20 protein-coding genes and 4 pseudogenes are annotated in these 21626 nt (G+C 60.4%); 18 read left to right on the plus strand and 6 right to left on the minus strand.

Annotation, left to right across the window (positions count from 1 at the left end; genetic code table 11):
• Positions 1–2 precede the first annotated feature (2 nt).
• The 3 genes from moeB to H0V78_00710 all read right to left on the minus strand — a co-directional run bounded on the left by moeB (position 3) and on the right by H0V78_00710 (position 3486).
• The gene (gene moeB, locus H0V78_00700; protein ID MBA2350343.1) at positions 3–776 is read right to left on the minus strand and encodes a molybdopterin-synthase adenylyltransferase MoeB; all 774 of its coding nucleotides are present in this window, start codon (positions 774–776) and stop codon (positions 3–5) included.
• Between the two features lie 136 nt (positions 777–912).
• Positions 913–2361, minus strand: coding sequence for a S41 family peptidase (locus H0V78_00705; protein ID MBA2350344.1), 1449 nt, complete (start codon positions 2359–2361; stop codon positions 913–915).
• Between the two features lie 111 nt (positions 2362–2472).
• A complete protein-coding gene (locus H0V78_00710) occupies positions 2473–3486 on the minus strand; it encodes a peptidoglycan DD-metalloendopeptidase family protein (GenBank protein MBA2350345.1) in 1014 nt (337 codons plus the stop codon).
• Positions 3487–3504: 18 nt separating this feature from the next.
• On the opposite strand from H0V78_00710, the gene H0V78_00715 reads away from it, so the two are divergent.
• Positions 3505–3654: a hypothetical protein gene (locus H0V78_00715; protein ID MBA2350346.1), complete on the plus strand. Its 150-nt coding sequence runs from the start codon at positions 3505–3507 to the stop codon at positions 3652–3654.
• 35 nt (positions 3655–3689) lie between these two features.
• Here H0V78_00715 and gpmA read toward each other — a convergent pair whose 3' ends face one another.
• Entirely contained in the window at positions 3690–4439 is a 750-nt protein-coding gene (gpmA, locus tag H0V78_00720; protein MBA2350347.1) for a 2,3-diphosphoglycerate-dependent phosphoglycerate mutase, read from the minus strand.
• Positions 4440–4946: 507 nt separating this feature from the next.
• Between gpmA and H0V78_00725 the strand changes: the two genes are divergently transcribed.
• The 12 genes and pseudogenes from H0V78_00725 (at position 4947) to H0V78_00780 (ending at position 15670) form a co-directional block, all read left to right on the plus strand.
• On the plus strand, positions 4947–5363 hold the full coding sequence (locus H0V78_00725; protein ID MBA2350348.1) for a rhodanese-like domain-containing protein: 417 nt from the start codon (positions 4947–4949) through the stop codon (positions 5361–5363).
• A gap of 21 nt (positions 5364–5384) precedes the next feature.
• Positions 5385–5648, plus strand: a complete 264-nt coding sequence (grxC, locus tag H0V78_00730) for a glutaredoxin 3 (GenBank protein MBA2350349.1) — start codon at positions 5385–5387, stop codon at positions 5646–5648.
• A gap of 45 nt (positions 5649–5693) precedes the next feature.
• Positions 5694–6140, plus strand: a complete 447-nt coding sequence (secB, locus tag H0V78_00735; protein ID MBA2350350.1) for a protein-export chaperone SecB — start codon at positions 5694–5696, stop codon at positions 6138–6140.
• On the plus strand, positions 6141–6590 hold the full coding sequence (locus H0V78_00740; GenBank protein ID MBA2350351.1) for an SH3 domain-containing protein: 450 nt from the start codon (positions 6141–6143) through the stop codon (positions 6588–6590). It begins immediately after the preceding gene.
• A gap of 148 nt (positions 6591–6738) precedes the next feature.
• Positions 6739–7731, plus strand: a complete 993-nt coding sequence (locus H0V78_00745) for an NAD(P)-dependent glycerol-3-phosphate dehydrogenase (protein MBA2350352.1) — start codon at positions 6739–6741, stop codon at positions 7729–7731.
• 257 nt (positions 7732–7988) lie between these two features.
• The gene (locus H0V78_00750) at positions 7989–8771 is read left to right on the plus strand and encodes a 3-hydroxybutyrate dehydrogenase (protein ID MBA2350353.1); all 783 of its coding nucleotides are present in this window, start codon (positions 7989–7991) and stop codon (positions 8769–8771) included.
• A 15-nt stretch (positions 8772–8786) separates the two neighbouring features.
• Positions 8787–10522 (plus strand): annotated as a pseudogene (locus H0V78_00755) (acyl CoA:acetate/3-ketoacid CoA transferase).
• A 16-nt stretch (positions 10523–10538) separates the two neighbouring features.
• Entirely contained in the window at positions 10539–10703 is a 165-nt protein-coding gene (locus H0V78_00760) for a hypothetical protein (GenBank protein ID MBA2350354.1), read from the plus strand.
• Positions 10704–10781: 78 nt separating this feature from the next.
• A pseudogene (locus H0V78_00765) lies at positions 10782–12801 on the plus strand (acyl CoA:acetate/3-ketoacid CoA transferase).
• Between the two features lie 12 nt (positions 12802–12813).
• Positions 12814–13090 (plus strand): annotated as a pseudogene (locus H0V78_00770) (acetate uptake transporter).
• A gap of 438 nt (positions 13091–13528) precedes the next feature.
• Positions 13529–13933, plus strand: a pseudogene (locus H0V78_00775) (PAS domain S-box protein).
• A 90-nt stretch (positions 13934–14023) separates the two neighbouring features.
• Positions 14024–15670: a hypothetical protein gene (locus H0V78_00780; GenBank protein ID MBA2350355.1), complete on the plus strand. Its 1647-nt coding sequence runs from the start codon at positions 14024–14026 to the stop codon at positions 15668–15670.
• Positions 15671–15912: 242 nt separating this feature from the next.
• Here the strand turns inward: H0V78_00780 and H0V78_00785 are convergent, their stop codons facing one another.
• Both H0V78_00785 and H0V78_00790 read right to left on the minus strand, forming a co-directional pair.
• Positions 15913–16377 carry a tRNA (cytidine(34)-2'-O)-methyltransferase gene (locus H0V78_00785; GenBank protein ID MBA2350356.1) on the minus strand — a complete coding sequence of 155 codons (465 nt, stop codon included), beginning with the start codon at positions 16375–16377 and terminating at the stop codon, positions 15913–15915.
• A 17-nt stretch (positions 16378–16394) separates the two neighbouring features.
• Positions 16395–17117, minus strand: coding sequence for a ComF family protein (locus H0V78_00790; protein ID MBA2350357.1), 723 nt, complete (start codon positions 17115–17117; stop codon positions 16395–16397).
• A gap of 52 nt (positions 17118–17169) precedes the next feature.
• Between H0V78_00790 and bioB the strand changes: the two genes are divergently transcribed.
• From bioB to H0V78_00815, 5 genes are all read left to right on the plus strand, one after another.
• Positions 17170–18159, plus strand: coding sequence for a biotin synthase BioB (bioB, locus tag H0V78_00795; protein ID MBA2350358.1), 990 nt, complete (start codon positions 17170–17172; stop codon positions 18157–18159).
• A 105-nt stretch (positions 18160–18264) separates the two neighbouring features.
• Entirely contained in the window at positions 18265–19476 is a 1212-nt protein-coding gene (gene bioF / locus H0V78_00800; GenBank protein ID MBA2350359.1) for an 8-amino-7-oxononanoate synthase, read from the plus strand.
• Positions 19466–20287, plus strand: a complete 822-nt coding sequence (gene bioC / locus H0V78_00805) for a malonyl-ACP O-methyltransferase BioC (GenBank protein MBA2350360.1) — start codon at positions 19466–19468, stop codon at positions 20285–20287. The genes bioF and bioC overlap by 11 nt, the downstream gene beginning before the upstream one ends.
• Entirely contained in the window at positions 20280–20945 is a 666-nt protein-coding gene (gene bioD / locus H0V78_00810) for a dethiobiotin synthase (GenBank protein MBA2350361.1), read from the plus strand. The genes bioC and bioD overlap by 8 nt, the downstream gene beginning before the upstream one ends.
• A gap of 120 nt (positions 20946–21065) precedes the next feature.
• Complete coding sequence (locus H0V78_00815; protein ID MBA2350362.1) at positions 21066–21494, plus strand: VOC family protein; 429 nt, start codon at positions 21066–21068, stop codon at positions 21492–21494.
• Positions 21495–21626 lie beyond the last annotated feature (132 nt).

Below are 21626 nucleotides of genomic sequence, written 5' to 3' on the forward strand. Positions count from 1 at the left end.
AGTTAGCGCAGCGAGATAGTCGTTGTGTTATTGATCCCGCACACAGCGCAGGCCGGGTCTCGCACGAGTCTGATCGAGCGCCATTCCATCGCCAGCGCATCGAGCAGCAGCAGCCTCCCGCTCAAGGTTTCGCCGGCACCGGTCAGCAGTTTGAGCGCCTCAGCTGCCTGGACCGAACCGATGATGCCGACCAGTGGCGCGAACACGCCCATCACCGCGCAGCGCGTTTCCTCGATATCGCCGGTCTCCGGGAACAGGCAGTGGTAGCAGGCGCTCTCAGCGTCGCGCAAATCGAACACCGTGATCTGCCCGTCGAAGCGCACGCCGGCGCCCGAAACCAGCGGTTTCCTGAATTTCACGCAGGCGCGGTTCAAGGCGTGGCGAGTCGGGAAGTTGTCGCTGGCATCGAGCACGACATCGGCGGTCGGTACGAGATCGTCGAATCGCGCCGGCGGCAGGCGCTCGTTGACCGCAATCACTTTGACTTCGGGATTGATCAGCGCCAGCGCCGCGAGCGCGGATTCTACCTTGGCGGTACCGACCGAGCCAGTGTGATGGACGATCTGGCGCTGCAAATTGGTCAGATCGACAGTGTCGCCGTCGCAGATCGTAATCGTGCCGACGCCGCTGGCGGCAAGATACAAGGCGATCGGCGAACCCAGGCCGCCGGCGCCGATGACCAGCGCGTGCGAGGCGAGCAGCTTTTGCTGTCCTTCGATGCCGATCTGCGGCAGCAGAATGTGCCGGCTGTAGCGCAGCAGTTGTTCGTCATTCATGTTCAGACCTATCCTGGCGCCGCGGTGCGCAGATCATGGCTTGTACTCGATATGCCGCACATCGCCGCGACGCGATAGCAATAAAAAACGCTGCCGTGAGCGAACACGGCAGCGTTGCGGGCTGAAAAGATGAGGATCAGTTTTTCAGCGACAACACCTGCAAGCCTTTGAGCAGGTTCACCGCCTGATTGACCTGATAGTCGTTCTTCGACACGACCTCGCCGGGCTCCAGCTTGGTTTCTGGCTCGGGCGTCGGAGCCGGCTCCTTTGGCGTGCTACCGGGGGCAGGCGTGGGCGCAGGCGCGGGCTTGGCCGGAATGATCTCGATTTCCAGCTTCTTGCTCGCCGGATCTTCTGCTTCGCCATTGCTTAAGTGGCGCGTCAAATCCGCTTCGCGCAGCTTCAGCGCGACTTCGGCGCCGGTGACGGTCGCGTCTTCGACGACGATATCAGGCGTGATGCCCTTTGCCTGAATCGAGCGGCCGTTTGGCGTGTAATAGCGCGCCGTGGTCAGCTTGATAGCCGTGTTGTTGCCGAGCGGCAGGATGGTTTGCACCGAGCCTTTGCCGAAAGTCTGCGTGCCCATGATGATCGCGCGTTTGTGATCCTGCAGCGCGCCGGCAACGATCTCGGAAGCCGATGCCGAGCCGCCATTGACCAGAACCACCATCGGCACGTTTTTGATGCCGGCCGGCAGGTTCTTCAAATAGTCTTCGCGCCCCGGACCGCGCAGATAGTGTTCACCATTCGCCGTCAGCTTCATTTTCGCGTCTTCGGTGCGGCCATCGGTATAAACGACCAACGAGTTCTTCGGCAAAAACGCAGCCGACACGGCAACCGCGCCGTTCAGCAGCCCGCCCGGATCGTTGCGCAAATCGAGGATAAAACCTTTCAACGGCGCGCCGTTTTCCTGGTACATCGACTCTATCGTCTTGGCCAGCACTTCACCGGTGTGCTCCTGGAACTGGGTAACGCGAATATAGCCATAGTTCGGCTCGAGCAGTTTTGATTTGACGCTCTGAATCTTGATGATGGCGCGCGTCAGGGTGAATACCAGAGGCTTGGTTTCGCCCTTGCGCACGACCGTCAGCGTGATTTGCGAATTCGGCTTGCCGCGCATGCGTTTGACCGCGTCGTTCAAGGCCAGCCCTTTGACGGCGACATCGTCGAGCTTGATGATCAGATCGCCGGACTTGAGCCCGGCTTTGTATGCCGGCGTATCTTCGATCGGCGATACAACTTTGACGAAACCGTCTTCCATGGCGACTTCGATGCCGAGTCCGCCGAATTCGCCCTGCGTGCCAACCTGCAATTCCTTGAACGCATCGGCATCCAGATACGACGAATGCGGATCCAGGCCTGTCAACATGCCATTGATCGCTTCGGTGATCAGCTTTTTGTCTTCGACCGGCTCGACGTAGTCGGCCTTGATGCGGCCGAAAACTTCGGTGAATGCCCGCAGTTCCTCGATCGGCAGCGGCACGCCGGTATCTTTCTCGGCGACCGCGGAAAAATTCAGGCTGATCATCACGCCGAGCACGGCGCCGATCACGATGAGTCCAAGGTGGTGCATTCTGGTGCGCATTACTGAAACTCCTGATCAACTTACCCGGATAAGATTCTGTACGGAAGATTATTGCGGCTGAATCCGGTAGCGCCCGCAAACCTTTCTATTTGGAATTCAGCCAACCCCTTTCTATTTGGAATTCAGCCAACCCATTGGATCGAAGGGCTTGCCTCGATGCCGCATTTCAAAGTATAGACCCGAACTGGTGTTGCCGCCGCTGTTTCCGACTGCAGCCAATCGTTCGCCGCGAGCGACCGCTTCGCCGACCTGCTTATACAGGGTTTCGTTATTGCCGTACAGGCTCATGTAGTTTTCGCCGTGATCGACGATCATCAGGTTGCCGAAGCCGCGCAACCAGTCGGCGAATACCACCCTTCCCGGCGCGATTGCCTGTACGCCCTGTCCGCTATCAGCCTGAATAAACAATCCCTTCCAGACCGTTCCACCACCGGGACGTGGACTGCCGAAACGATGCGCAAGTTCCCCCTGTACCGGTAAATTCAGCTTTCCCTTAAACTGCCCGAAAGCGTCGATTTCGTGGCGGGGGGGGCGCTGACCCCGCTCCTGATCGCGTCGCGGCGGTGGCGCTTTCGGCCGCGACGCGATAATTTTCTCGATGCGCTCGAGCAGTTCAGCCAAACGCGCCTCGTCGCGCTGCAAATCGCCGATCTCGCGGCGCTGCGCATCGACCTCTTTCGAGATCAGCGCCAGCGCCTGTCGGCGCGTCAAGTGCTCTTTTTCCAGTTGCTGTTTGTGCGTCACGCGCGAACGCTCGATTTTGGCGAGATCAGCCCGTGCTTGCGCGGCCTTGCTTTCCAGATCTTGCTGACGCTCGAGATTGCTGCGCAGTTCTTCGAGCAGCCCGGCCTGGGCGCGCGCGATATAGCCGTAGTAATGCAGTTGCCGCGCGACCCGATTCGGATCCTCGCCACTCAGCAGCAAACGCAGCAGAGGCGCATGCCCCTGCCGGTAGCGCTGCGCGAGCAGCTTGCCGAAGGCGATTTGCTGCTCGTCGATAGCGGCCTCGAGTTGCGCTGCGGCGCTCCCCAGCACGCGCAGCTCATTTTCGGCGTCGCCGTTCCGCCGCGCGAGATCGGCGAGTTCACGATTGATGTCCGAGATCGCGCGTTCCGATGCCCGCAAGGCGCCGGAGGCGTCGGCTTGATCTCGCTCGGATTCGGCAAGCTGTTTTTGCAGCGCGCTCAACCGTTGCCGCAAATCGGCGAGATCGTCTTTGGGCGCGGCGGACGCGGCGCCGAGCGCAATCAGGCAAACGCCGATGAGCGCAGCACAGCGGGCGAAGACGCGTAACAGCGGGCATGCTGCGCGGCCTGGCGCCTTCGCTCTTACCAGCGCGCTTCTCCCTGCGACGCCGTCTCGGCGATGGCCGCCTTGAGTTCGGTTTCGTCGCCGAGGTAAAAATGGCGTATCGGCTTCAAATTGTCATCCAGCTCGTAGATCAGCGGGATACCGGTCGGAATATGGGTGGTCAGGACTTCCTGGTTGGAAAGCTGATCGAGATGCTTGATCAGCGCCCGCAGCGAATTGCCGTGGGCGACGATGATGACGCGGCGGCCGCTGTGTATGGTCGGCGCGATGGTTTCGTTCCAGTATGGCAGGAAGCGATCGACCGTATCTTTCAGGCATTCGGTTAACGGTATCTGTTCCTTGACGAGGCCGCGATAACGCGGATCGCTGGACCAGTGGCGGCGGTCAAACTCGGGAAGCGCGGGCGGCGGCGTGTCATAGCTGCGCCGCCACATCAGGACCTGATCCTCGCCGAACTTGGCTGCCGTCTCGGCCTTGTTCAGCCCCTGCAGCGCGCCGTAGTGGCGCTCGTTCAATCGCCACGACGTCGCGACCGGAATCCACATCGCGTCCATCTCGTCGAGCATGATCCAGAGCGTGCGGATGGCGCGCTTCAAAAACGAACTGAACGCGATATCGATTCCGAACCCGTTCTCCTTCAACAGCAATCCAGCCCGCTTCGCCTCCTCCCGGCCCTTGGCGGTCAAATCGACATCAGTCCATCCAGTAAAGCGGTTTTCCTCGTTCCATACACTTTGGCCATGGCGCAACAGAATTAGCGTCTTCACAGTTCCCCTTTGACGGCAGATTCAGATTAAGAGCTTGTCCGTAATAATTCAGCCAACCCTTCGGGCCGGGATCAATTTGAGCGCATCCCTTTGTCACAGGGAGGCCTGCGACCCGTTACCGGAAAGCGGCCGTTTGCGGGAGCAGGCCTCGCGGGCGCTACCCGCAAACGGGCGGGGTCGCCGCCAACGTATCCGCGCCCGCCTGGTTGTGGCCGACACAACGGCGCGTCCTGTTTCGCGGCCTGCGCTCAAATTGACCCCGGCGCGGGGCTGAATTATTCACGGACAAGCTCTAAGGTGAGCCAGGCGCAGCGCTCGTGCGAGCGGTCTGATCGATTGCGCGGAGTCGAGCTCGAGCAGTCGCAAAGTCTTCCCGGTCGTCGTTGTGAGCCCGAAACGGTGGGTCGAACTCGTGTATCATTTTAGCTATTTTTCGCCCATCGTGCCCGCCGCCCCATCGCGCCCCCCGCGCGCGCCGCCAACCGCGCAGATGTTCCGCAAACCGTTATGCTCGAATTCATACAACACAACATCTGGCTGGTTCTGGTCGCGGCAATCAGTGGCGGCATGCTGATCTGGCCGCTCATTACAGGCGGCTTCGGCAGGCGCAACGCGCTCGGCGTGTTCGAGGCGACGCAATTGATCAACCGCCGCGACGCGATGATTCTCGACGTGCAGGAGGCCGGCGAATATGCGGCCGGGCATTTGCCGAACGCTCGCCACATTCCGCACACGCAACTGAAAGATCGCCTGCGCGAAATCGAGAAATTCAAAAGCCGTCCCCTGATTGTCACCTGTCGTAACGGCAATCGCACGGCGGGGGCGTCATCGTTGCTGCGCAAAGCCGGTTTCGCCGAAGTGTTCGAACTTCGCGGCGGTTTGATCGCCTGGGAACAGGCCGGCTTGCCGCTCAGCAAAAAATAACACATCGAAAAACAAGCGCGCATGGCCCGGGTCCGCATGTACAGCACTGCGAGTTGCCCCTTCTGCATGATGGCGGAGCGCCTGCTGAAGGCCAAAGGCATCGCCGACATCGAAAAAATCCGCGTCGATCTCGATCCCGCGCAGCGCATCGAGATGATGCGCAAAACCGGCCGCCGCACCGTCCCGCAAATCTATATCGGCGAGCAGCATGTCGGCGGATATCAGGAGCTCGCGGCGCTTGAACACGAACACAAGCTGGATGCAATGCTGGGCCTTACGGCCTAGCCGCATCGTTTGCGGCGAACTATCCGTACACCACAAAGGAATTTCATGAGCGACCAACCAGTATTTGCAATCGAAAAAGTCTATGTGAAAGATCTGTCGCTTGAGATCCCGAATGCGCCGCAGGTTTTCCTTGAGCGCGAAGGCCCGCAGATCGACGTGCAGTTGCACACGCAGGGCAACCCCGTCGGCGATGGCGTATTCGAGGTCGTGCTGACCGTCACGATAACCGCCAAGTTGAAGGAAAAAAGCATGTTCCTGGTCGAAGTCGCGCAGGCCGGAATTTTCCAGTTGCGCAATGTACCGCAGGAAAACATCGAACAACTGCTCGGCGTCGCCTGCCCGAATATTCTGTTCCCGTATGTCCGCGAAACGATTTCGGACATCGTGACGCGCGCCGGTTTCCCCCCGGTCATCCTGAACCCGATGAATTTCGAAACGCTCTATGCGCAACGCAAGCAGGAATCGGCTGAAAAGACCGAAACCACGCATTAAATGTTCGCGTTGGCACGCCATGTACTAGTCGCATTTCTGCTGGCATTTGCCGGGCAGGCCAACGCAGCGCCGGAGTTCCGCAGCGTGACCGAAGACGCCGCGGTAACTTACGACGCGCCATCGCTGCGCGCGCGCAGGCTGTCGATCCTGAGCCGCGGTTATCCGCTCGAGATCGTGGTTTCGCTTGCAGGATGGGTCAAAGTTCGCGACGCAAACGGCGAACTTGCCTGGGTTGAGAATAAGGCGATCGGTGAAAAACGCAGCGTGCTGGTGCGCGTGCCTATTATCGATGTCAGGGAGGCGGCGAACGACAAATCTGCCGTGGTATTTCGCGCCGAACAGAACGTCGTGCTCGACTTCATCGAATATTCCGCTCCCGGCTGGGCGAAAGTCGCGCATCGCGACGGACAAAGCGGGTATGTCAGGACCAGCCAGGTCTGGGGCGTTTAACTCTGTTGCAAAACGACTGCGCTTGCCGATACGTCGTTACTGAGGGTCGTAAAGTGTACCTTTCTCGGCCCTTCGCGCCTGCTCTCGGGACCGAGCCTGGCCGCGTCGCCAGCCTTTTCTTGCCGCCCTTTACCGCGATGAGCGCGCGGTGAAAATCGCGGTCCTCGGTGCCGGCGCCTGGGGCACGGCGCTTTGCCTCAGCCTTGGCGCCCGGCACGAAGTGACGCTCTGGGTGCGAAGCGCAAGCCAGTTGTCGGACATGTCCGCGAGCCGGCAAAACCGCCGCTATTTGCCGGATTTCGCGCTGCCGGGCCCGATGATTCTGGCCGATTCGGTGTCCGCAGCCGTCAACGGTTGCGACTTGATTCTCGTCGCCGTCCCGAGTGCCGGACTGCGCCATGTTTTCCAGGAAATCTCAAGAGTCGATCATCCCGCTGTTGTTATCTGGGCGAGCAAAGGCTTCGAAGCGAAAACCGCGAAGCTGCCGCATCAGATCGCGGGCGAAGAGTTGCCTGCGGCGATTCCCCGCGCGGTATTGTCCGGGCCCAGCTTCGCACAGGAAGTCGCGCGCAATCTTCCCGCCGCAGTCACCCTGGCGTCGAATGACGCATCGTTCTGCCGCGACATGGCAGCGCGGTTGCACAGCCCGCGCCTGCGAATTTACGCGAGCGACGACGTGATAGGCGTCGAAGTCGCCGGCGCCGTCAAGAACGTGATGGCGATCGCCGCCGGCATCTGCGACGGCATGGGACTGGGATATAACGCACGGGCGGCGCTGATCGCCCGCGGTCTTGCCGAGATCACGCGCCTAGGCATGAAGCTCGGCGGCAAGCTCGAGACCTTCATTGGACTGGCCGGCGCCGGCGACTTGATTCTAACCTGCACCGGCGACTTGTCGCGCAATCGTCAGGTCGGATTAGGTCTCGCCCACGGCGAATCGCTGGCGGCGATTCTCGAACGCCTCGGTCACGTCGCGGAAGGCGTTTCCACCGCGCGCGAAGTCATGCGTCTGGCGGACGACATCGGCGTCGATATGCCTTTGACGCGCGCTGTCTGCCGGATTCTGCACGAGGCGATACCGCCAAAAGATGCCCTGGAAGAATTGTTGCGGCGCGATCCGAAGGCGGAGAACTACGGCTAGTTTTATTCTCGTGGCTACATACAGGAGTACGTAAAGTTGGAAACGGTGATAAGTACCTTGCGTTAGCCGTGTCCATCATGGCCGCGATGTTCTCTTTCAGGCTGCAAAAATCCGATAGTCGTAGGCCACTGCGAGAGCGGCTGAGTAAAACGGTTGAATTGATTAAGCTCCACTTACTACCTTACGGGAATCGTTTAAAGAACTCGCGAGACGAAGTAGGCCCGTCTAAAATTCAGAGTCATCGAAAGGATAACGTCATGCTGAAAGGCAAAGCTGCAATCGTCACTGGCTCCACCAGCGGCATCGGGCTCGGCGTCGCCCGCGCGCTCGCGGCGGACGGCGCCAATATCCTGCTGAACGGCTTTGGCGACGCGCAACCGATCGAAAAGCTACGCGCCGACCTGGCCGCCGAGTTCAAGATCAAGGTCGCCTACAGCGGGGCGGACATGTCGGAGCCGGCGCAGGTCGCCGGCATGGTCGAGCAGGCCACCAGCGAACTGGGCAGCGTTGACGTCCTGGTCAACAACGCCGGGATCCAGCATACGGCAAAGATCGAAGACTTCCCGGTCGAGAAATGGGACGCCGTGATTGCCATCAACCTGTCATCGGCGTTTCACTCCATTCGTGCCGCTGTGCCGCAGATGAAAGCGCGCAATTGGGGCCGCATCATCAACATTGCGTCAGCCCACGGCCTCGTCGCCTCGGCGACCAAGTGCGCTTACGTCGCGTCCAAGCACGGTATCCTGGGACTGACGAAAGTGGTCGCCCTGGAAACAGCCAAGACCGGCGTCACCTGCAATGCCATCTGCCCCGGCTGGGTGCTCACGCCCCTGGTTCAGAAGCAGATCGACGAATGGGCAAAGCGGGACAACATTCCGGTGGAGAAGGCAAAGGAGCTTTTGCTCATGGAGAAGCAGCCATCGGGCGAGTTCGCTTCGCCCGAGCAGATCGGCGGGCTCGCGGTGTTCCTGTGCTCGGACGCCGCCGCCCAGATCCGCGGCGCGTCCGTCAGTATCGATGGCGCCTGGACAGCGCAATGACGCCGTGAGGATGCCATGAGAAAGAAAGTCGTATCGTCCGCTGAAGCGGTCGCCATCATCCGCGACGGCGATACCTTGTGCTGCTCAGGCTTCGGCAGCAATGGCGTGCCGGTCGAACTGGCGCTCGCGCTGGAAAAGCGTTTCCTGGAAACCGGTTCGCCCAAGGACCTCACCTGCTGTTCGGCGGGGGTCCCGGCGATGGCGCCGAAGCGGGAATCAACCATCTGGGCCACGAGGGCCATGCTCAAGCGCGTCATCGGCGGCCATTACGGCCTGGTGCCCAAGATCGGCAAGCTCGCGCTGGAAAACAAGGTCGAGGCCTACAACCTTCCCCTCGGCGTCATCTCCCACATGTATCGCGACATCGCCTGCGGCCTGCCTGGCACCGTCTCCAAGGTCGGCTTGGGTACCTTCGTCGACCCGCGGCGGAAGGAGGGAAGATCAACTCCCGCACCACCGAAGACCTGGTTGAGCCGATCACTCTGGGAGGCAAGGAACTGCTGTTCTACAAGGCCATTCCGATTTCGGTTGCATTCATCCGGGGTACCACCGCCGACCCGGAAGGCAATATCACCACGGAGCGGGAAACACTTACCCAGGACGCGCTGGCCATCGCCACCGCGACCAAAAACAGCGGTGACTTTGTCATCGTCCAGGTCGAGCGGGTGGCTGAACGCAGTTCGCTCAACCCGCGACGAGTCAAGGTACCCGGGATCATGGTGGACTGCGTTGTGGTTGGGAAACCTGACAACCATCCCCAGACCTTCGCGTCTACCTACAACGCTGCGTTCTCCGCCGAGGTGCGGGTGCCGCTTGATGCCTTGGAGCCGATGCCGCTCGACGAGCGCAAAGTCATTGCCCGCCGCGCGGCATTCGAGCTGATGCCCAACGCGGTGGTGGACCTGGGGATAGGCATGCCTGAGGGAGTGGCGGCGATCGCCAACGAAGAGAAAATCCTCAAGTACATGACGCTCACCGCCGAGCCCGGACTGATCGGCGGGGTGCCTGCGAGCAGCCTCAATTTCGGCGCCGCGGTGAATCCCGACGCAGTGATCGACTTGAACCAGCAGTTCGACTACTACGACGGCGGTGGGCTGGACCTCGCCTGCCTCGGGCTCGCCGAGTGCGATCCCCAGAGCAACATCAAACGTCAGCCGATTCGGGCCCAAACTCGCGGGCGCCGGGGGCTTCATCGACATCACCCAGAAGCCGTAAGGTGATCTTTGTCGGAACCTACCGCGGGCGGACTCAAGGTCGCGGTGGAGGACGGGAAGCTCAAGATTCTCAAGGAAGGCCGTGCCCGCAAGTTCGTGAACAAGGTGGAGCAGATCACTTTCAGCGGACCCTATTCAGCGAATAGCGGCCAGACTGTGCTTTACGTGACCGAGCGCTGCGTGTTCCAACTGACGCCGGAAGGACTCGAGCTGATCGAAACCGCGCCTGGCGTAGATGTGGAGCGGGACATCCTCGCGCACATGGATTTCAGGCCGATCATCAAACAACCGCTGGCGATGGACCCGCGCATCTTCCAGCCCGAAGCGATGAAGCTCAAGGACACCCTGCTTTCAATCAGCCTCGTGGACCGCATGGTCTATGATGCGCCCAAGGAGACCGTTTTTTACAATTTCCAGGGCTCCAGGTGCGGACCAAAAAGGACGTCGACCATGTCCGCAATGCCGCCGAGAGCCTTTGCAAGCCCATCGGCAAGAAGGTGGTCAATTACGATGACTTCCAGATCGATGAGAACGTAGTGGAGAATACGCGGAGATGGTCAGGTACCTGTCGGAGCGTTACTACACTCACGTCTCGCGCTATACGACGAGCGCGTTCATGCGACTCAAACTGGGCGAAGCTTTGGAGAACCGCGGCCTGTCCGCGCATATCTACGAAAACCCAGCGCGAAGCCCTGGACTCGGCGAAACCGTGGACTGAAGGCGCGAGGGTATGACCACGAGGATGCCGTCGGACTGATTCCGCGGGTTCCCGAAAGCTGTTTTCCAGAAGGTGCTCATGGCTGCGAAACCCGTACATCCGCTGCTCGCATCGCTCAAGCTGTCAGACGAGGGCAAGTTGGTTTCCGCGCGGGAAGCGGTACGCCTGATCCGCGACGGGGACACCGTGGCCACCGGCGGCTTCGTGGGCATCGGCTTCGCGGAAGAAATCGCCATCGCATTGGAGGAACTGTTCCTGTCCACTGAGGAGCAGTATTTTCAGGCGGTCGGAAAGCCACGCAACCTGACCCTCGTTTACGCCGCCGGTCAGGGGGATGGAAGGACCGGGGGCTCAACCATTTCGCCCACGAAGGGCTGGTACGGCGGGTCATCGGCGGGCACTGGGCGCTGGCACCGAAGCTGCAGAAGCTGGCGATAGCCAATCAGATCGAGGCCTACAACCTGCCCCAGGGAGTCATCACTCACCTCTACCGCGACATCGCCGCAGGCAAACCGGGGCTTCTTTCCGCGGTCGGGCTAGGCACCTTCGTCGATCCTCGTTTCGGCGGCGGCAAGATCAATTCCAAAACCACTCAGGACATCGTGGAGCTGATGAACATCGGCGGCGAGGAATACCTGTTCTACAGGACCTTCCCCATCAACGTGGGCATCATCCGCGGCACCACGGCGGACCTGGCCGGCAACATCACCATGGAAAAAGAGGCGCTCACCTGGAAGCGCTATCGATCGCGACCGCGGCCAAGAATTCCGGGGGTATGGTCATCGTCCAGGTCGAGCGCATCGCCGATCGAAACGCCCTCAATCCACGGCAGGTGAAAATTCCCGGCATCCTGGTCGACTGCGTAGTCGTGGCAAAACCCGAGAACCACTGGCAGACCTTTGCCGTGCCCTACAGCCCGGCTTTCAGCGGAGAGCTCAGGGTTCCGGTGGCATCCATCGCCGCAATGGAAATGAGCGAGCGCAAGATCATCGCCCGTCGCGCCGCGATGGAACTCAAACCCAACGCCGTGGTGAATCTGGGGATCGGAATGCCGGAAGGCATCGCCAATGTCGCCAACGAGAAAAGATCATCGACTTGTTGACGCTCACCGCGGAGCCGGGCGTGATTGGCGGCATTCCTGCCGGGGGACTTAGCTTTGGCGCGGCGACCAACACCCAGGCGATCATCGACCAGCCCTACCAGTTCGACTTCTACGACGGCGGCGGTCTTGATGCCGCGTTTCTGGGGCTCGCCCAGGCGGACCGGGAAGGCAACCTCAACGTCAGCAAGTTCGGACCCAAGCTCGCCGGAGCAAGAGGATTCATCAACATCAGCCAGAATGCAAAGAAGGTGGTATTCGTCGGCACCTTCAACGCTGGAAGGCTGAACGTCGCCGTCGAGGCGGGAAGCTGCGCATTCTCGAAGAAGGCGCGGCGCGCAAGTTTGTAAGAAGAAGTCGAGCATCCGCACTTTCAGCGGCTCTTATGCGACGAGGAGGAAACAACCGGTGCTTTACGTCACCGAGCGCTGCGTATTCAGCTTAAGCGCGGAAGGAATGGAACTGATCGAGATCGCGCCAGGCGTTGACCTGGAGAAAGACATCCTGGCGCGGATGGACTTCAAGCCTGTCATGAGACAACGGCCACGCCTGATGGATGCGCGGATTTTCAGGCCCGAGCCGATGGGGCTTAGGGACGATCTGCTGCGCCTGCCGCTGGAGAGTCATTTCACTTACGACCCGCAGCAGAACCTTTTCTTCGTCAACTTCGAAAGCTATAAGGTCAGGACGCTGGAAGACATCGAGAATATCCGCTCGCTGGTCGAGGCGCACCTCGCACCGCTCGACAGGAAAGTGTATGCCATCGTCGACTACGACAATTTCGAGATCCCTCCGGAATTGCTGAATCCCTACACCGAAATGGTGAAGGACTTGAGGGATCGCTTCTATTCGGGAGTCACTCGCTACACCACCAGCAACTTCCTGCGCATGAAACTCGGCGACGCTTTGAGCAAACGCAATGTTGCCCCCCACATTTTCGAGAGCGCCGAGGAAGCCCGCGAGCATCTGCGCGGGCTGGAGCAGAAGGTTTCGACCTGAGGAGACCCGGAAATGGATAGCACCGCCAATCCTGCGCCGCTGGGTCTCATGGGTTTCGGCATGACGACCGTGCTCCTCAACATTCATAACGCCGGGTTTTTCCCATCAGCACCATGATTCTTGCCATGGGGATTTCTACGGCGGCGTAGCGCAGATCATCGCGGGAATTTTCGGGTTCAAGAAGGGCAATACTTTTGCCGTCACGGCGTTTATCTCCTACGGCCTGTTCTGGCTTTCGCTGGTGGCCTTGATCCTCGCCCCGAAATTCGGTTGGGCCGACAAGACTCCGGAAGTGCCTGGGACGACAATTCTGCAAGCGGCTCGCCGACCGCGGCTACTGGGCCATCCGCTTTGATACCGCGACGCCGGTTTGTCATCGAAGATGAACAATTCGGACGTGCCCGATATATCAGCCCTAGCATCGGCCTTTGCAAAAGGCATGTTCGTTGCGGCGCCGTATACTCTGAAAGAAAGGGCGGATGACACGGCCGGGCTGTTGGATGCCCTGGGAATCCAATCTGCGCATTGTCGGCATCTTGATGGGGAGGAATGATCGGCCAGATGAATAGGCGACGCAAATCGTCCTCCTTCGGGGTCGGAAATCACCCTCGTGCTGGTGATCAGCGCCCCCGTGCTTTACGTAATATGGGGCACTGTGGTTTGATGCCATGGAGATACACATGTCACCACATCTGTTTCAGGCAATCGTCGACAGGTCTCTAGCGCGATCATCTTTGCCGACCGGCAGGGCGTGGCTCGGCTGTGGAATGCGGGTGCGGAAGCGGTGTTCGGTTACTCGTCGGAAGAAGTGGTCGGGAATAGTCTGGACGTGATCATCCCCGAGCGCCTGCGTCCGGCTCATTGGAAGGCTTTCCACGAGGCCGTGGAAACGGCCGCACCAAATACGGTAGACAAGTGATGGTGGACTCGCTCGCTCCACAAGACCGGACAAAAGCTGTATGTAGACTTAAGTTTCGCCATCGTGAAAGACGGCTCCGGGGAAGTGGTCGGAGCGGTCGCCGTGGCCAGCGACGTGACAGAACGCTACCTCTCGGAGGCAGCGCTGCGCAAGCGGGTCGCGGAGCTGGAAGCGCAGTTGAAAACCTCGCCGGCGCCGCCATCGCCGAAGTAGCTCGCGAAACGGGCTCAGTCGCGCACAAGATGAAATCCGCATTACGGTAATCGAAGGGCTCTGGAACACGACTCAGCCGGCAAGCGACCGATGAACGAGCAACGAAAGCCGGTCAGGAAATTCAGGCAGATTCTGCTGTGGCCCTTGCAGTTGATGCCGCTGCGCGGAGGAGTCCAGATCCACCGCCATTGGGAATACCTGGCGCAGGCTGGAAACGATAATCCCTGGCGGGAGGTGGCCGACGAGTTCACTGGCGACCCGTTTCAGTTCAAAGAGCGGCATTACGCCGAGTTCGTCACTTTTCTTCCTCACGTGCAGCGGTTCCTCTATGGCGAAGGGGTCGGGGTAAGCACCAAGGCGGGTTACGGCGAATCGCCGATCCACGTTTTCAGACGGAGCGACGTAGCCGGTGTGCGGGCGACCTACAGCGACGGGGAGCCGGCTGACTTCCACATCGCCCACGTTGACCTGTATTTTCTGTACGACCTTGACATCGTCATTCCAGTGGTCGAGATCCTCGCGGAGGACTTGAGCCTGGAACGCGCCCAGGACATGCTGTTCCGTTTCGGACGGGCTTATCCCTCCTATTGGGAAGAAAACGGTCAAGGCGGACATTGCCTGAAGCGGGTGGAATGGCTTTCCCCCGGTGGGGAGGTGCTGGCGGCATCAGACTATGAGAAGCGGGAGAAATACCTCTCCTTCGCTTGCCGGCATCGCTCGCCGTGCATTGCCTCTCACTGGGAATTCCTGTTGAAACCGATGGTGCTGCACCATTCCGAGGAACAGGGCTTGATCCGCTACCGGCAGCTCGAATACTACCGCATGCCGGTGATGAACTACCTCGCAATGGAGGATCCGCGAGAACTCACCCGCGGCGACCATGCGCGCCTCGCGCTGGTGACCGGATCCGGCGATTCCCTGACGCTGCCCTACTCCTCCCGGCACCTGCAGGATTTCGAATATCGTTACTGCTACGATCGCTACTGGGAAGCGGAAAGCCACGGCTCGATGAATACCCGGCTCATGTGCTGTGGGCATGCCTTCACTATCGTTGGCAGCGCCGACGATCCTTTTTACGTTGGCCTGGAAACCGGGGTACTCGGCCAGTTCCGCCACCAGTATTTTCTGCTTTTTCTGATCGCCCACTTCCAGAAGGCCGCCCTGCTCATGCTGTCGGATCGGCTGGTTGTGGCCGTCACTCGGCTGGACATCAACAACGTGGAGTCGATCAAGGAATTCAAGCGGAATATCCGGCAAATCCTGGAGATCTTCCTCCGCTTCACCCATCGCTACTGGTTCCACGAGATATCCAACCAGGTTCAGGCGCGGGATATATTCCGCATGCTGACCGGCCATCTGGGCACGGATCAAATCTATGCGGAAGTACGCGACGAAATACAGGACATGAGCCAGTACCTGGACAGCGATGGGCTGAGACGACAGGCCGAAACGGTGGTACGACTCACGGTGGTGACCACCTTCGGACTCTTGGGCACGGTGGTAACCGGCTTCCTCGGAATGAATCTGATCGCTGCGGCCGACAACCCGTTTTCGATGAAGGTACTCTATTTCGCCATCGTGTTCGTTCCCACTCTCATGCTCACGCTGTACACGATCATCAAGTCGAAGCGCTTGTCCGAATTCCTCGACACCCTGTCCGACGAGCGCCTGTCAGGCAGGGACAAGCTGAACGCGCTGCGCAGAGTCTGGAGAAAAAAAAAGCGAGGGCCCGGTTAAGCTCGGCGATTGCTGGCGGAACGCGCGAGGATTGCAGGTTGGCTCGTGCTCGCGAAATTCAGAATCGAGCGTGCTGCATCAAGCGGCGGCCAAGAGCGCTCCGGTTACACCGCCCGTGGAGACGAAGCGAGGAAGGCTGGAACCTCCATGCTTCTCAAACCCAGTCCGAATGAACAACAACGTATTGCAACATCACAGTTTGGGTTCCGTCGCGCCCGCCGAGCGCAATCGTAAGCTGGCCATCAGATGCCCGTATCAAAACCGAGCTGGCGCCACGCTTCGTAAACGGTAATGGCGACGGCATTCGACAGATTGATGCTGCGGCTCAATGGCAGCATCGGCAGGCGCACTCGATATTCTTCGCCGAATTCGTCCAGCACCGCTGGCGGCAAGCCACTTGTTTCCGGGCCGAAAACGAAAACGTCGCCTTCGCAATAGCGCGGTTTGTCGTAGCGCCGATTCGCGCGCGTGGTGACTGCGAACATGCGTCTTCCTTGCAATTGATCGCACAGCGCTTGCCAGCCCGCGTGGACGGCAATCGCCGCATATTCGTGATAATCGAGCCCGGCGCGCCTCAACTGCTTGTTTTCAAGCTTGAAACCGAGCGGCTGGACGAGATGCAGGCGCGCCCCGGTATTTGCGCACACGCGAATGATGTTGCCGGTATTCGGAGGGATTTCAGGCTGATACAAAACAATGTCGAACATCGCATCGTCGGAAAGATTTAGCCATCCTGCAAAGTGCGCGCTGCGATCCAGCCGCTGACTTCACGGGCGCCTGATTTGCGCAAAGTTGCAGCTAGCTCGTTCAGGGTCGCGCCGGTCGTCATCACGTCGTCTACGATCGCAACTCTTTTGCCGGCGAGATCGCTGTCGCAGGCAAAAGCGCCGCGAACGTTTTTCGCGCGTTCTTTCCATGGCAGAGCGGTCTGCGGCGGTGTGTCGCGCATCTTGCGGCAGGCGTCATGCGCGATTGGAATATCCAGTTCGCGCGCCACGAATCTGGCGATTTCGAGCGCATGGTTGAAGCCGCGTTCGCGCAGCCTTTGCTTCGACAGCGGCATGGCGAGTATCAAGTCCGGACGGCTTCCGATAGCCGGCGTGAGAACAGCCGCCAGTACTTTCGCGATAGCCAGTTTGCCGTCATATTTCAGCGCCTGAATCAGGGTGTTGGCGGGGAAGGCGTAAACCAGCGCGCAATCGACGCGATCGAATTTCGGCCGATGACGCAAGCACGCGCCGCATGTCTCGCCGTTCAAAGTCGGCAGCGCACAGACCGGGCAACGCCGGCTCGCGAGCCGCGGCAAAGCAGCCAGGCACGCCGCGCACAGCGCAATTTCGCGGCTTGCGCCGCTGCATAGCTCGCAGTTCTGCGGCACGAGAGTCTGGGCGGACTTTAGGCAAAGGTTCAAAAATCCGTGCGGCGAAATTGACAAGGGCAGGTGCATCCTGAATGATTGAACCAGCCGTAAGCGTACCGCACATACAGTCTTTGCCACGATGAAAATCAACGATACCTTAGCCGCGCCCGAACACCGGGTCGGCTTCGGTGATGCCTGGTCAACCGTAGCCGTCGAAGCCCTGTTCGCGCTGCCGTTTGCCGACCTGTTGCACCGCGCGCAAAGCGTGCACCGCGCCCATTTCGATCCGAACGAAGTGCAGCTCTCGACGCTACTGTCGATCAAGACCGGCGGCTGTCCGGAAGACTGCGGCTATTGTCCGCAAGCCGCGCGCTATCACACAGGGGTCGATAATGAGGCGATGCTCTCCGCCGATACGGTTCTTATGGCGGCGCGCGCGGCGAAGGCAAAAGGCGCAAGCCGTTTTTGCATGGGCGCGGCATGGCGCGGTCCGAAGCAGCGCGATCTCGACCACGTCGTCGAGCTGATCAAGGCGGTGCGCGAACTCGGGCTCGAAACCTGCGCCACCCTGGGCATGCTGCGCGACGGCCAGGCCGGGCAGTTGAAAAGCGCCGGGCTGGACTACTACAACCACAATCTCGACAGCGCCGCGGATTTCTACGGCGAAATCATCACGACCCGCGTTCAGAACGATCGTCTGGATACGCTGCGGAAGGTCCGTGAAGCGGGGCTCAAGGTGTGCTGCGGCGGCATCGTCGGCATGGGTGAGACGCGGCGACAGCGCGCCGCTTTGATTGCGCAATTGGCGAGTCTCGATCCCTATCCGGAAAGCGTTCCGATCAACAACCTGGTGCAGGTTCCGGGTACGCCACTGCACGGGCAAGACGCGCTCGATCCACTGGAATTCGTGCGCACGATCGCGTGCGCACGCATCACGATGCCGGCAGCGCGCGTGCGCTTGTCCGCCGGACGCGAGAACATGTCCGACGAGCTGCAGGCGCTTTGTTTCCTCGCCGGCGCCAATTCCATTTTCTACGGCGAAAAATTGTTGACCACCGGGAATCCGCGGGCAGAGCAGGATCGCGCGTTGCTCGAACGATTGGGTATCCACATCGCTCCCGGCTCGTAACGCGCAACATGCCGCCGTCGAGCGCGGCTTCGCACACAGCCTGAGTAATGAGCAAGTCGAAATCGTCCGCTCCTCGTGACCGCTCAAGCGAAACAACTTCCTGACATGCCCGGTCCAGCGCTCGAAGACGAGCTTCGCGAAGAACTGCGGCGGCTTGAAGATGACGGCCTGTTGCGCCGCCGGCGCAGGCTCGAAGGCCCGCAAGGCGTGCGTGTCGTGGTCGACGGCCTTCCCTGCCTGGCGTTCGCGAGCAATGATTATCTGGGCCTCGCCAATCATCCCGCGATCATCGCTGCCGCTATTGCCGGCGCCGGGACGTTTGGGGTCGGCGCAGGGGCATCGCATCTGATCACCGGCCACGGATCGGCGCACCATGCACTCGAAACCGAGCTCGCCCGGTTCGTGGATTTGCCTGCGGCGTTGTTGTTTTCGACCGGCTACATGGCGAATATCGGAACGGTTTCCGCGCTGTGCGCGCGCGGCGACGCGATTTTTTCCGATGCGCTCAACCATGCTTCGCTGATAGATGCGGCGCGTTTGTCGCGCGCGGATATCCATCGCTATCCGCATCTCGACATCGGCGCCCTGGACGCAGCGCTCGCCGCCTGCCGCGCCAGAAGAAAGCTCGTGATCAGCGACGCTGTATTCAGCATGGATGGCGACATCGCGCCGGTTCCGGCACTGCTCGCGTTATGCGAACGGCATGACGCTTGTCTGTTGCTCGACGACGCGCATGGCTTCGGTGTTCTTGGCGCGGGCGGCCGAGGCATCCTCGAACACTTTTCGATGCGGTCGCCGCGCGTAATCTATATGGCGACGCTCGGCAAAGCGGCTGGCGTGGCGGGCGCTTTTGTGGCCGGCACTACGGAATTGATCCGGGTTCTGATTCAGCGCGCGCGGACCTATATTTATACGACGGCGATGCCGCCTCTGCTCGCTTGTGCATTATCCGCAAGCCTGACCATCATTGCCGGCGACGGCTGGCGGCGCCGGCACTTGCAGCGTCTGATTGCGCAGCTCAAGTCGGGCTTCGATGCGAAAGCTTGGCGTCTGCTGCCTTCCGACACGCCGATTCAGCCGCTTATGCTGGGCTCGAACCGATCGGCGCTGCGGGTCAGTGCGGCACTGAGCGAGCGCGGTATTCTGATCCCCGCGATTCGTCCGCCGACAGTGCCCGAGGGCAGCGCGCGCTTGCGTATTTCGCTGTCGGCTGCGCACAGCGAGGCCGACGTGAGCGAACTGATTTCGGCTTTGCGCGAGGTCGCAGCGCACGACGAGGATGCCCCGGCAACGCCGGCCAAGCGCAATGCGGGATGATGCGAGCCTGGTACGGCGGGCGTTTGAGCGCGCGGCACCCATCTACGATGCCGTCGCCGCGCTGCCGCGCGAGATCGGCAGCCGTATGCTCGAACGTCTGCAGTACATCAAGCTGACGCCCGGACCTATCCTCGACGCCGGTTGCGGAACTGGCGTCGACAGTCGCGAACTGCAAGCGCGCTATCCTGATGCTCACGTCATAGCGCTCGACCTCGCGCTGGCGATGCTGCATCTCGCGCGCAACACAAGCCCGGCTTTGATCTGCGCCGACATTGCGCGGCTGCCGATCCGCGGCGAAAGCATGGCGCTGGTCTGGTCCAACTTGGCCCTGCCATGGGCCGGCCACGGTATTTTCGCCGAACTCCAGCGCGTTCTCGCGCCGGGCGGCCTGCTGATGTTCAGCACGCTCGGCCCCGATACCTTGAAGGAATTGCGCGCAGCGTGGCGAGATGGCTACAACCACGTCAACGAGTTCAGCGATATGCACGACATCGGCGACGATCTGGTCGAAAGTGGCTTCACCGCGCCCGTCATGGAGCGCGAAGAGATCACGCTGACCTACTCGTCAGCGCGCAGCCTGATGGCGGAATTGAAAGCGCAGGGCTCGCGCTCCCTGAATCGGAAAAGACGGCGCGGACTGGGCGGCAAAGATCGCCTGACTGAAGCGCTCAACGGCTACGACGCGATGAAGCGGGATGGCCGCGTGCCGGCGACCTTCGAAGTCATCATCGCGCACGCCTGGAAGCCCGAGCGCCGTCGCGCCGATGCGCGTCCGATCAAAATGTATGCGCGCAGGCCGCCCGATGTCTGAAGGATATTTCGTCACCGGCACCGACACCGGCGTCGGCAAAACCGTGGTCGCCTGCGGACTGTTGCGGGCGTTTGCCAACCAGGGGAAATCCGCTATCGGCATGAAGCCGGTCGCGGCCGGTTGCGCCGAAGACGGCTACGATGATGTCAAACAATTGCTTGCCGCCAGCAACACTGAAGCGCCGCGCGATCTGATCAATCCTTACGCGCTGCCGCTGCCGGTCGCGCCGCACATTGCCGCGCAGTTTGCCGGTATTGATATCGATATCGGCGTCATCGCCGAAGCTTATGCGCAACTCGAGGCGCGCAGCGACATCGTGATCGTCGAGGGCGTCGGCGGCTTCAAGGTTCCTTTGAATTCGCATCAGGACAGCGCCGATCTGGCGCGACGACTGGCATTGCCGGTGATTCTGGTCGTCGGCATGCGGCTCGGCTGCCTGAACCACGCTTTATTGACGGCCGATTCGGTCCGGGCGCATGGTCTGGCGCTTGCGGGCTGGATCGCGAACCGGGTCGATACAGCGATGCCGATGTTCGAACAAAACGTGCGCGCGCTGGAAGAGCGGTTGCCATGCCCGCGGCTTGCAACCCTGGCATGGCAGCCAGACCCGCAGGCTCCGCGGACCGCCGATGCATTGTCGCTGACTTTATTGGCTTAGATGTGATGTTGCAGTACGTTAATCGTGAAGCCCGTCGGCAGGTCGTCCCGAGCATGAGGTTCCGAGTCAGATGTTGGGCGTCACAAGCAATCTCTGCCGCACTTTCCAAAAGAGTCAGAAATGTCGAGTACCGCAAAGAACACCCGCGCCACAGTCGTTCCTTGCCTGCGCTATCGCGACGCGCCGAAGGCCATTGAATGGCTTTGTTCGGTCTTCGGTTTCGAGAAGCAGCTCGTCGTTCCAAACGAAGACGGCACGATTGCCCATGCACAGCTTAGCTTTGGAAATGGCATGGTCATACTGGGCTCCGTGTCGAAAGTCGAAAACGAGTTCGGTCGCCTGATGAAGCAGCCCGACGAGATCGGCGGCATGGAAACACAAAGCCCATACCTCATCGTGTCAGATGCCGACACGGTGTATCAACGAGCAATGGCCGCTGGTGCGAGAATCGAAATTGAAATCAAGGACGAAGACTACGGAGGTCGAGGCTTTAGCTGCCGGGATCTTGAGGGTCATTTGTGGAACGTCGGAACCTACGATCCATGGTGACGCCCAACCCGGTGTTGGGCGACAGGACCTCTTCGATGACTTCAGCAATCTCCGGTTCTCCGGAAAGGCGAGCAGCACTTTATTCTCTGGCCTGGGGAGACCGAGATACTGCGATAGCTTGTAGCAGAGGGG

Source organism: Burkholderiales bacterium, assembly GCA_013695435.1.
Lineage (GTDB): Bacteria > Pseudomonadota > Gammaproteobacteria > Burkholderiales > JACMKV01 > JACMKV01.

Excerpts from the sequence above, each read along its gene's own strand:
- H0V78_00760 (MBA2350354.1), top strand. The coding sequence starts at position 10,539 with ATGGTCAGGTACCTGTCGGAGCGTTACTACACTCACGTCTCGCGCTAT.
- H0V78_00815 (MBA2350362.1), top strand. The coding sequence starts at position 21,066 with ATGTCGAGTACCGCAAAGAACACCCGCGCCACAGTCGTTCCTTGCCTG.
- secB (MBA2350350.1), top strand. The coding sequence starts at position 5,694 with ATGAGCGACCAACCAGTATTTGCAATCGAAAAAGTCTATGTGAAAGAT.
- H0V78_00725 (MBA2350348.1), top strand. The coding sequence starts at position 4,947 with ATGCTCGAATTCATACAACACAACATCTGGCTGGTTCTGGTCGCGGCA.
- bioD (MBA2350361.1), top strand. The coding sequence starts at position 20,280 with ATGTCTGAAGGATATTTCGTCACCGGCACCGACACCGGCGTCGGCAAA.
- bioC (MBA2350360.1), top strand. The coding sequence starts at position 19,466 with ATGCGGGATGATGCGAGCCTGGTACGGCGGGCGTTTGAGCGCGCGGCA.
- H0V78_00780 (MBA2350355.1), top strand. The coding sequence starts at position 14,024 with ATGAACGAGCAACGAAAGCCGGTCAGGAAATTCAGGCAGATTCTGCTG.
- H0V78_00740 (MBA2350351.1), top strand. The coding sequence starts at position 6,141 with ATGTTCGCGTTGGCACGCCATGTACTAGTCGCATTTCTGCTGGCATTT.
- bioB (MBA2350358.1), top strand. The coding sequence starts at position 17,170 with ATGAAAATCAACGATACCTTAGCCGCGCCCGAACACCGGGTCGGCTTC.
- bioF (MBA2350359.1), top strand. The coding sequence starts at position 18,265 with ATGCCCGGTCCAGCGCTCGAAGACGAGCTTCGCGAAGAACTGCGGCGG.
- grxC (MBA2350349.1), top strand. The coding sequence starts at position 5,385 with ATGGCCCGGGTCCGCATGTACAGCACTGCGAGTTGCCCCTTCTGCATG.
- H0V78_00750 (MBA2350353.1), top strand. The coding sequence starts at position 7,989 with ATGCTGAAAGGCAAAGCTGCAATCGTCACTGGCTCCACCAGCGGCATC.
- H0V78_00705 (MBA2350344.1), bottom strand. The coding sequence starts at position 2,361 with ATGCGCACCAGAATGCACCACCTTGGACTCATCGTGATCGGCGCCGTG.
- moeB (MBA2350343.1), bottom strand. The coding sequence starts at position 776 with ATGAATGACGAACAACTGCTGCGCTACAGCCGGCACATTCTGCTGCCG.
- H0V78_00790 (MBA2350357.1), bottom strand. The coding sequence starts at position 17,117 with ATGCACCTGCCCTTGTCAATTTCGCCGCACGGATTTTTGAACCTTTGC.
- H0V78_00785 (MBA2350356.1), bottom strand. The coding sequence starts at position 16,377 with ATGTTCGACATTGTTTTGTATCAGCCTGAAATCCCTCCGAATACCGGC.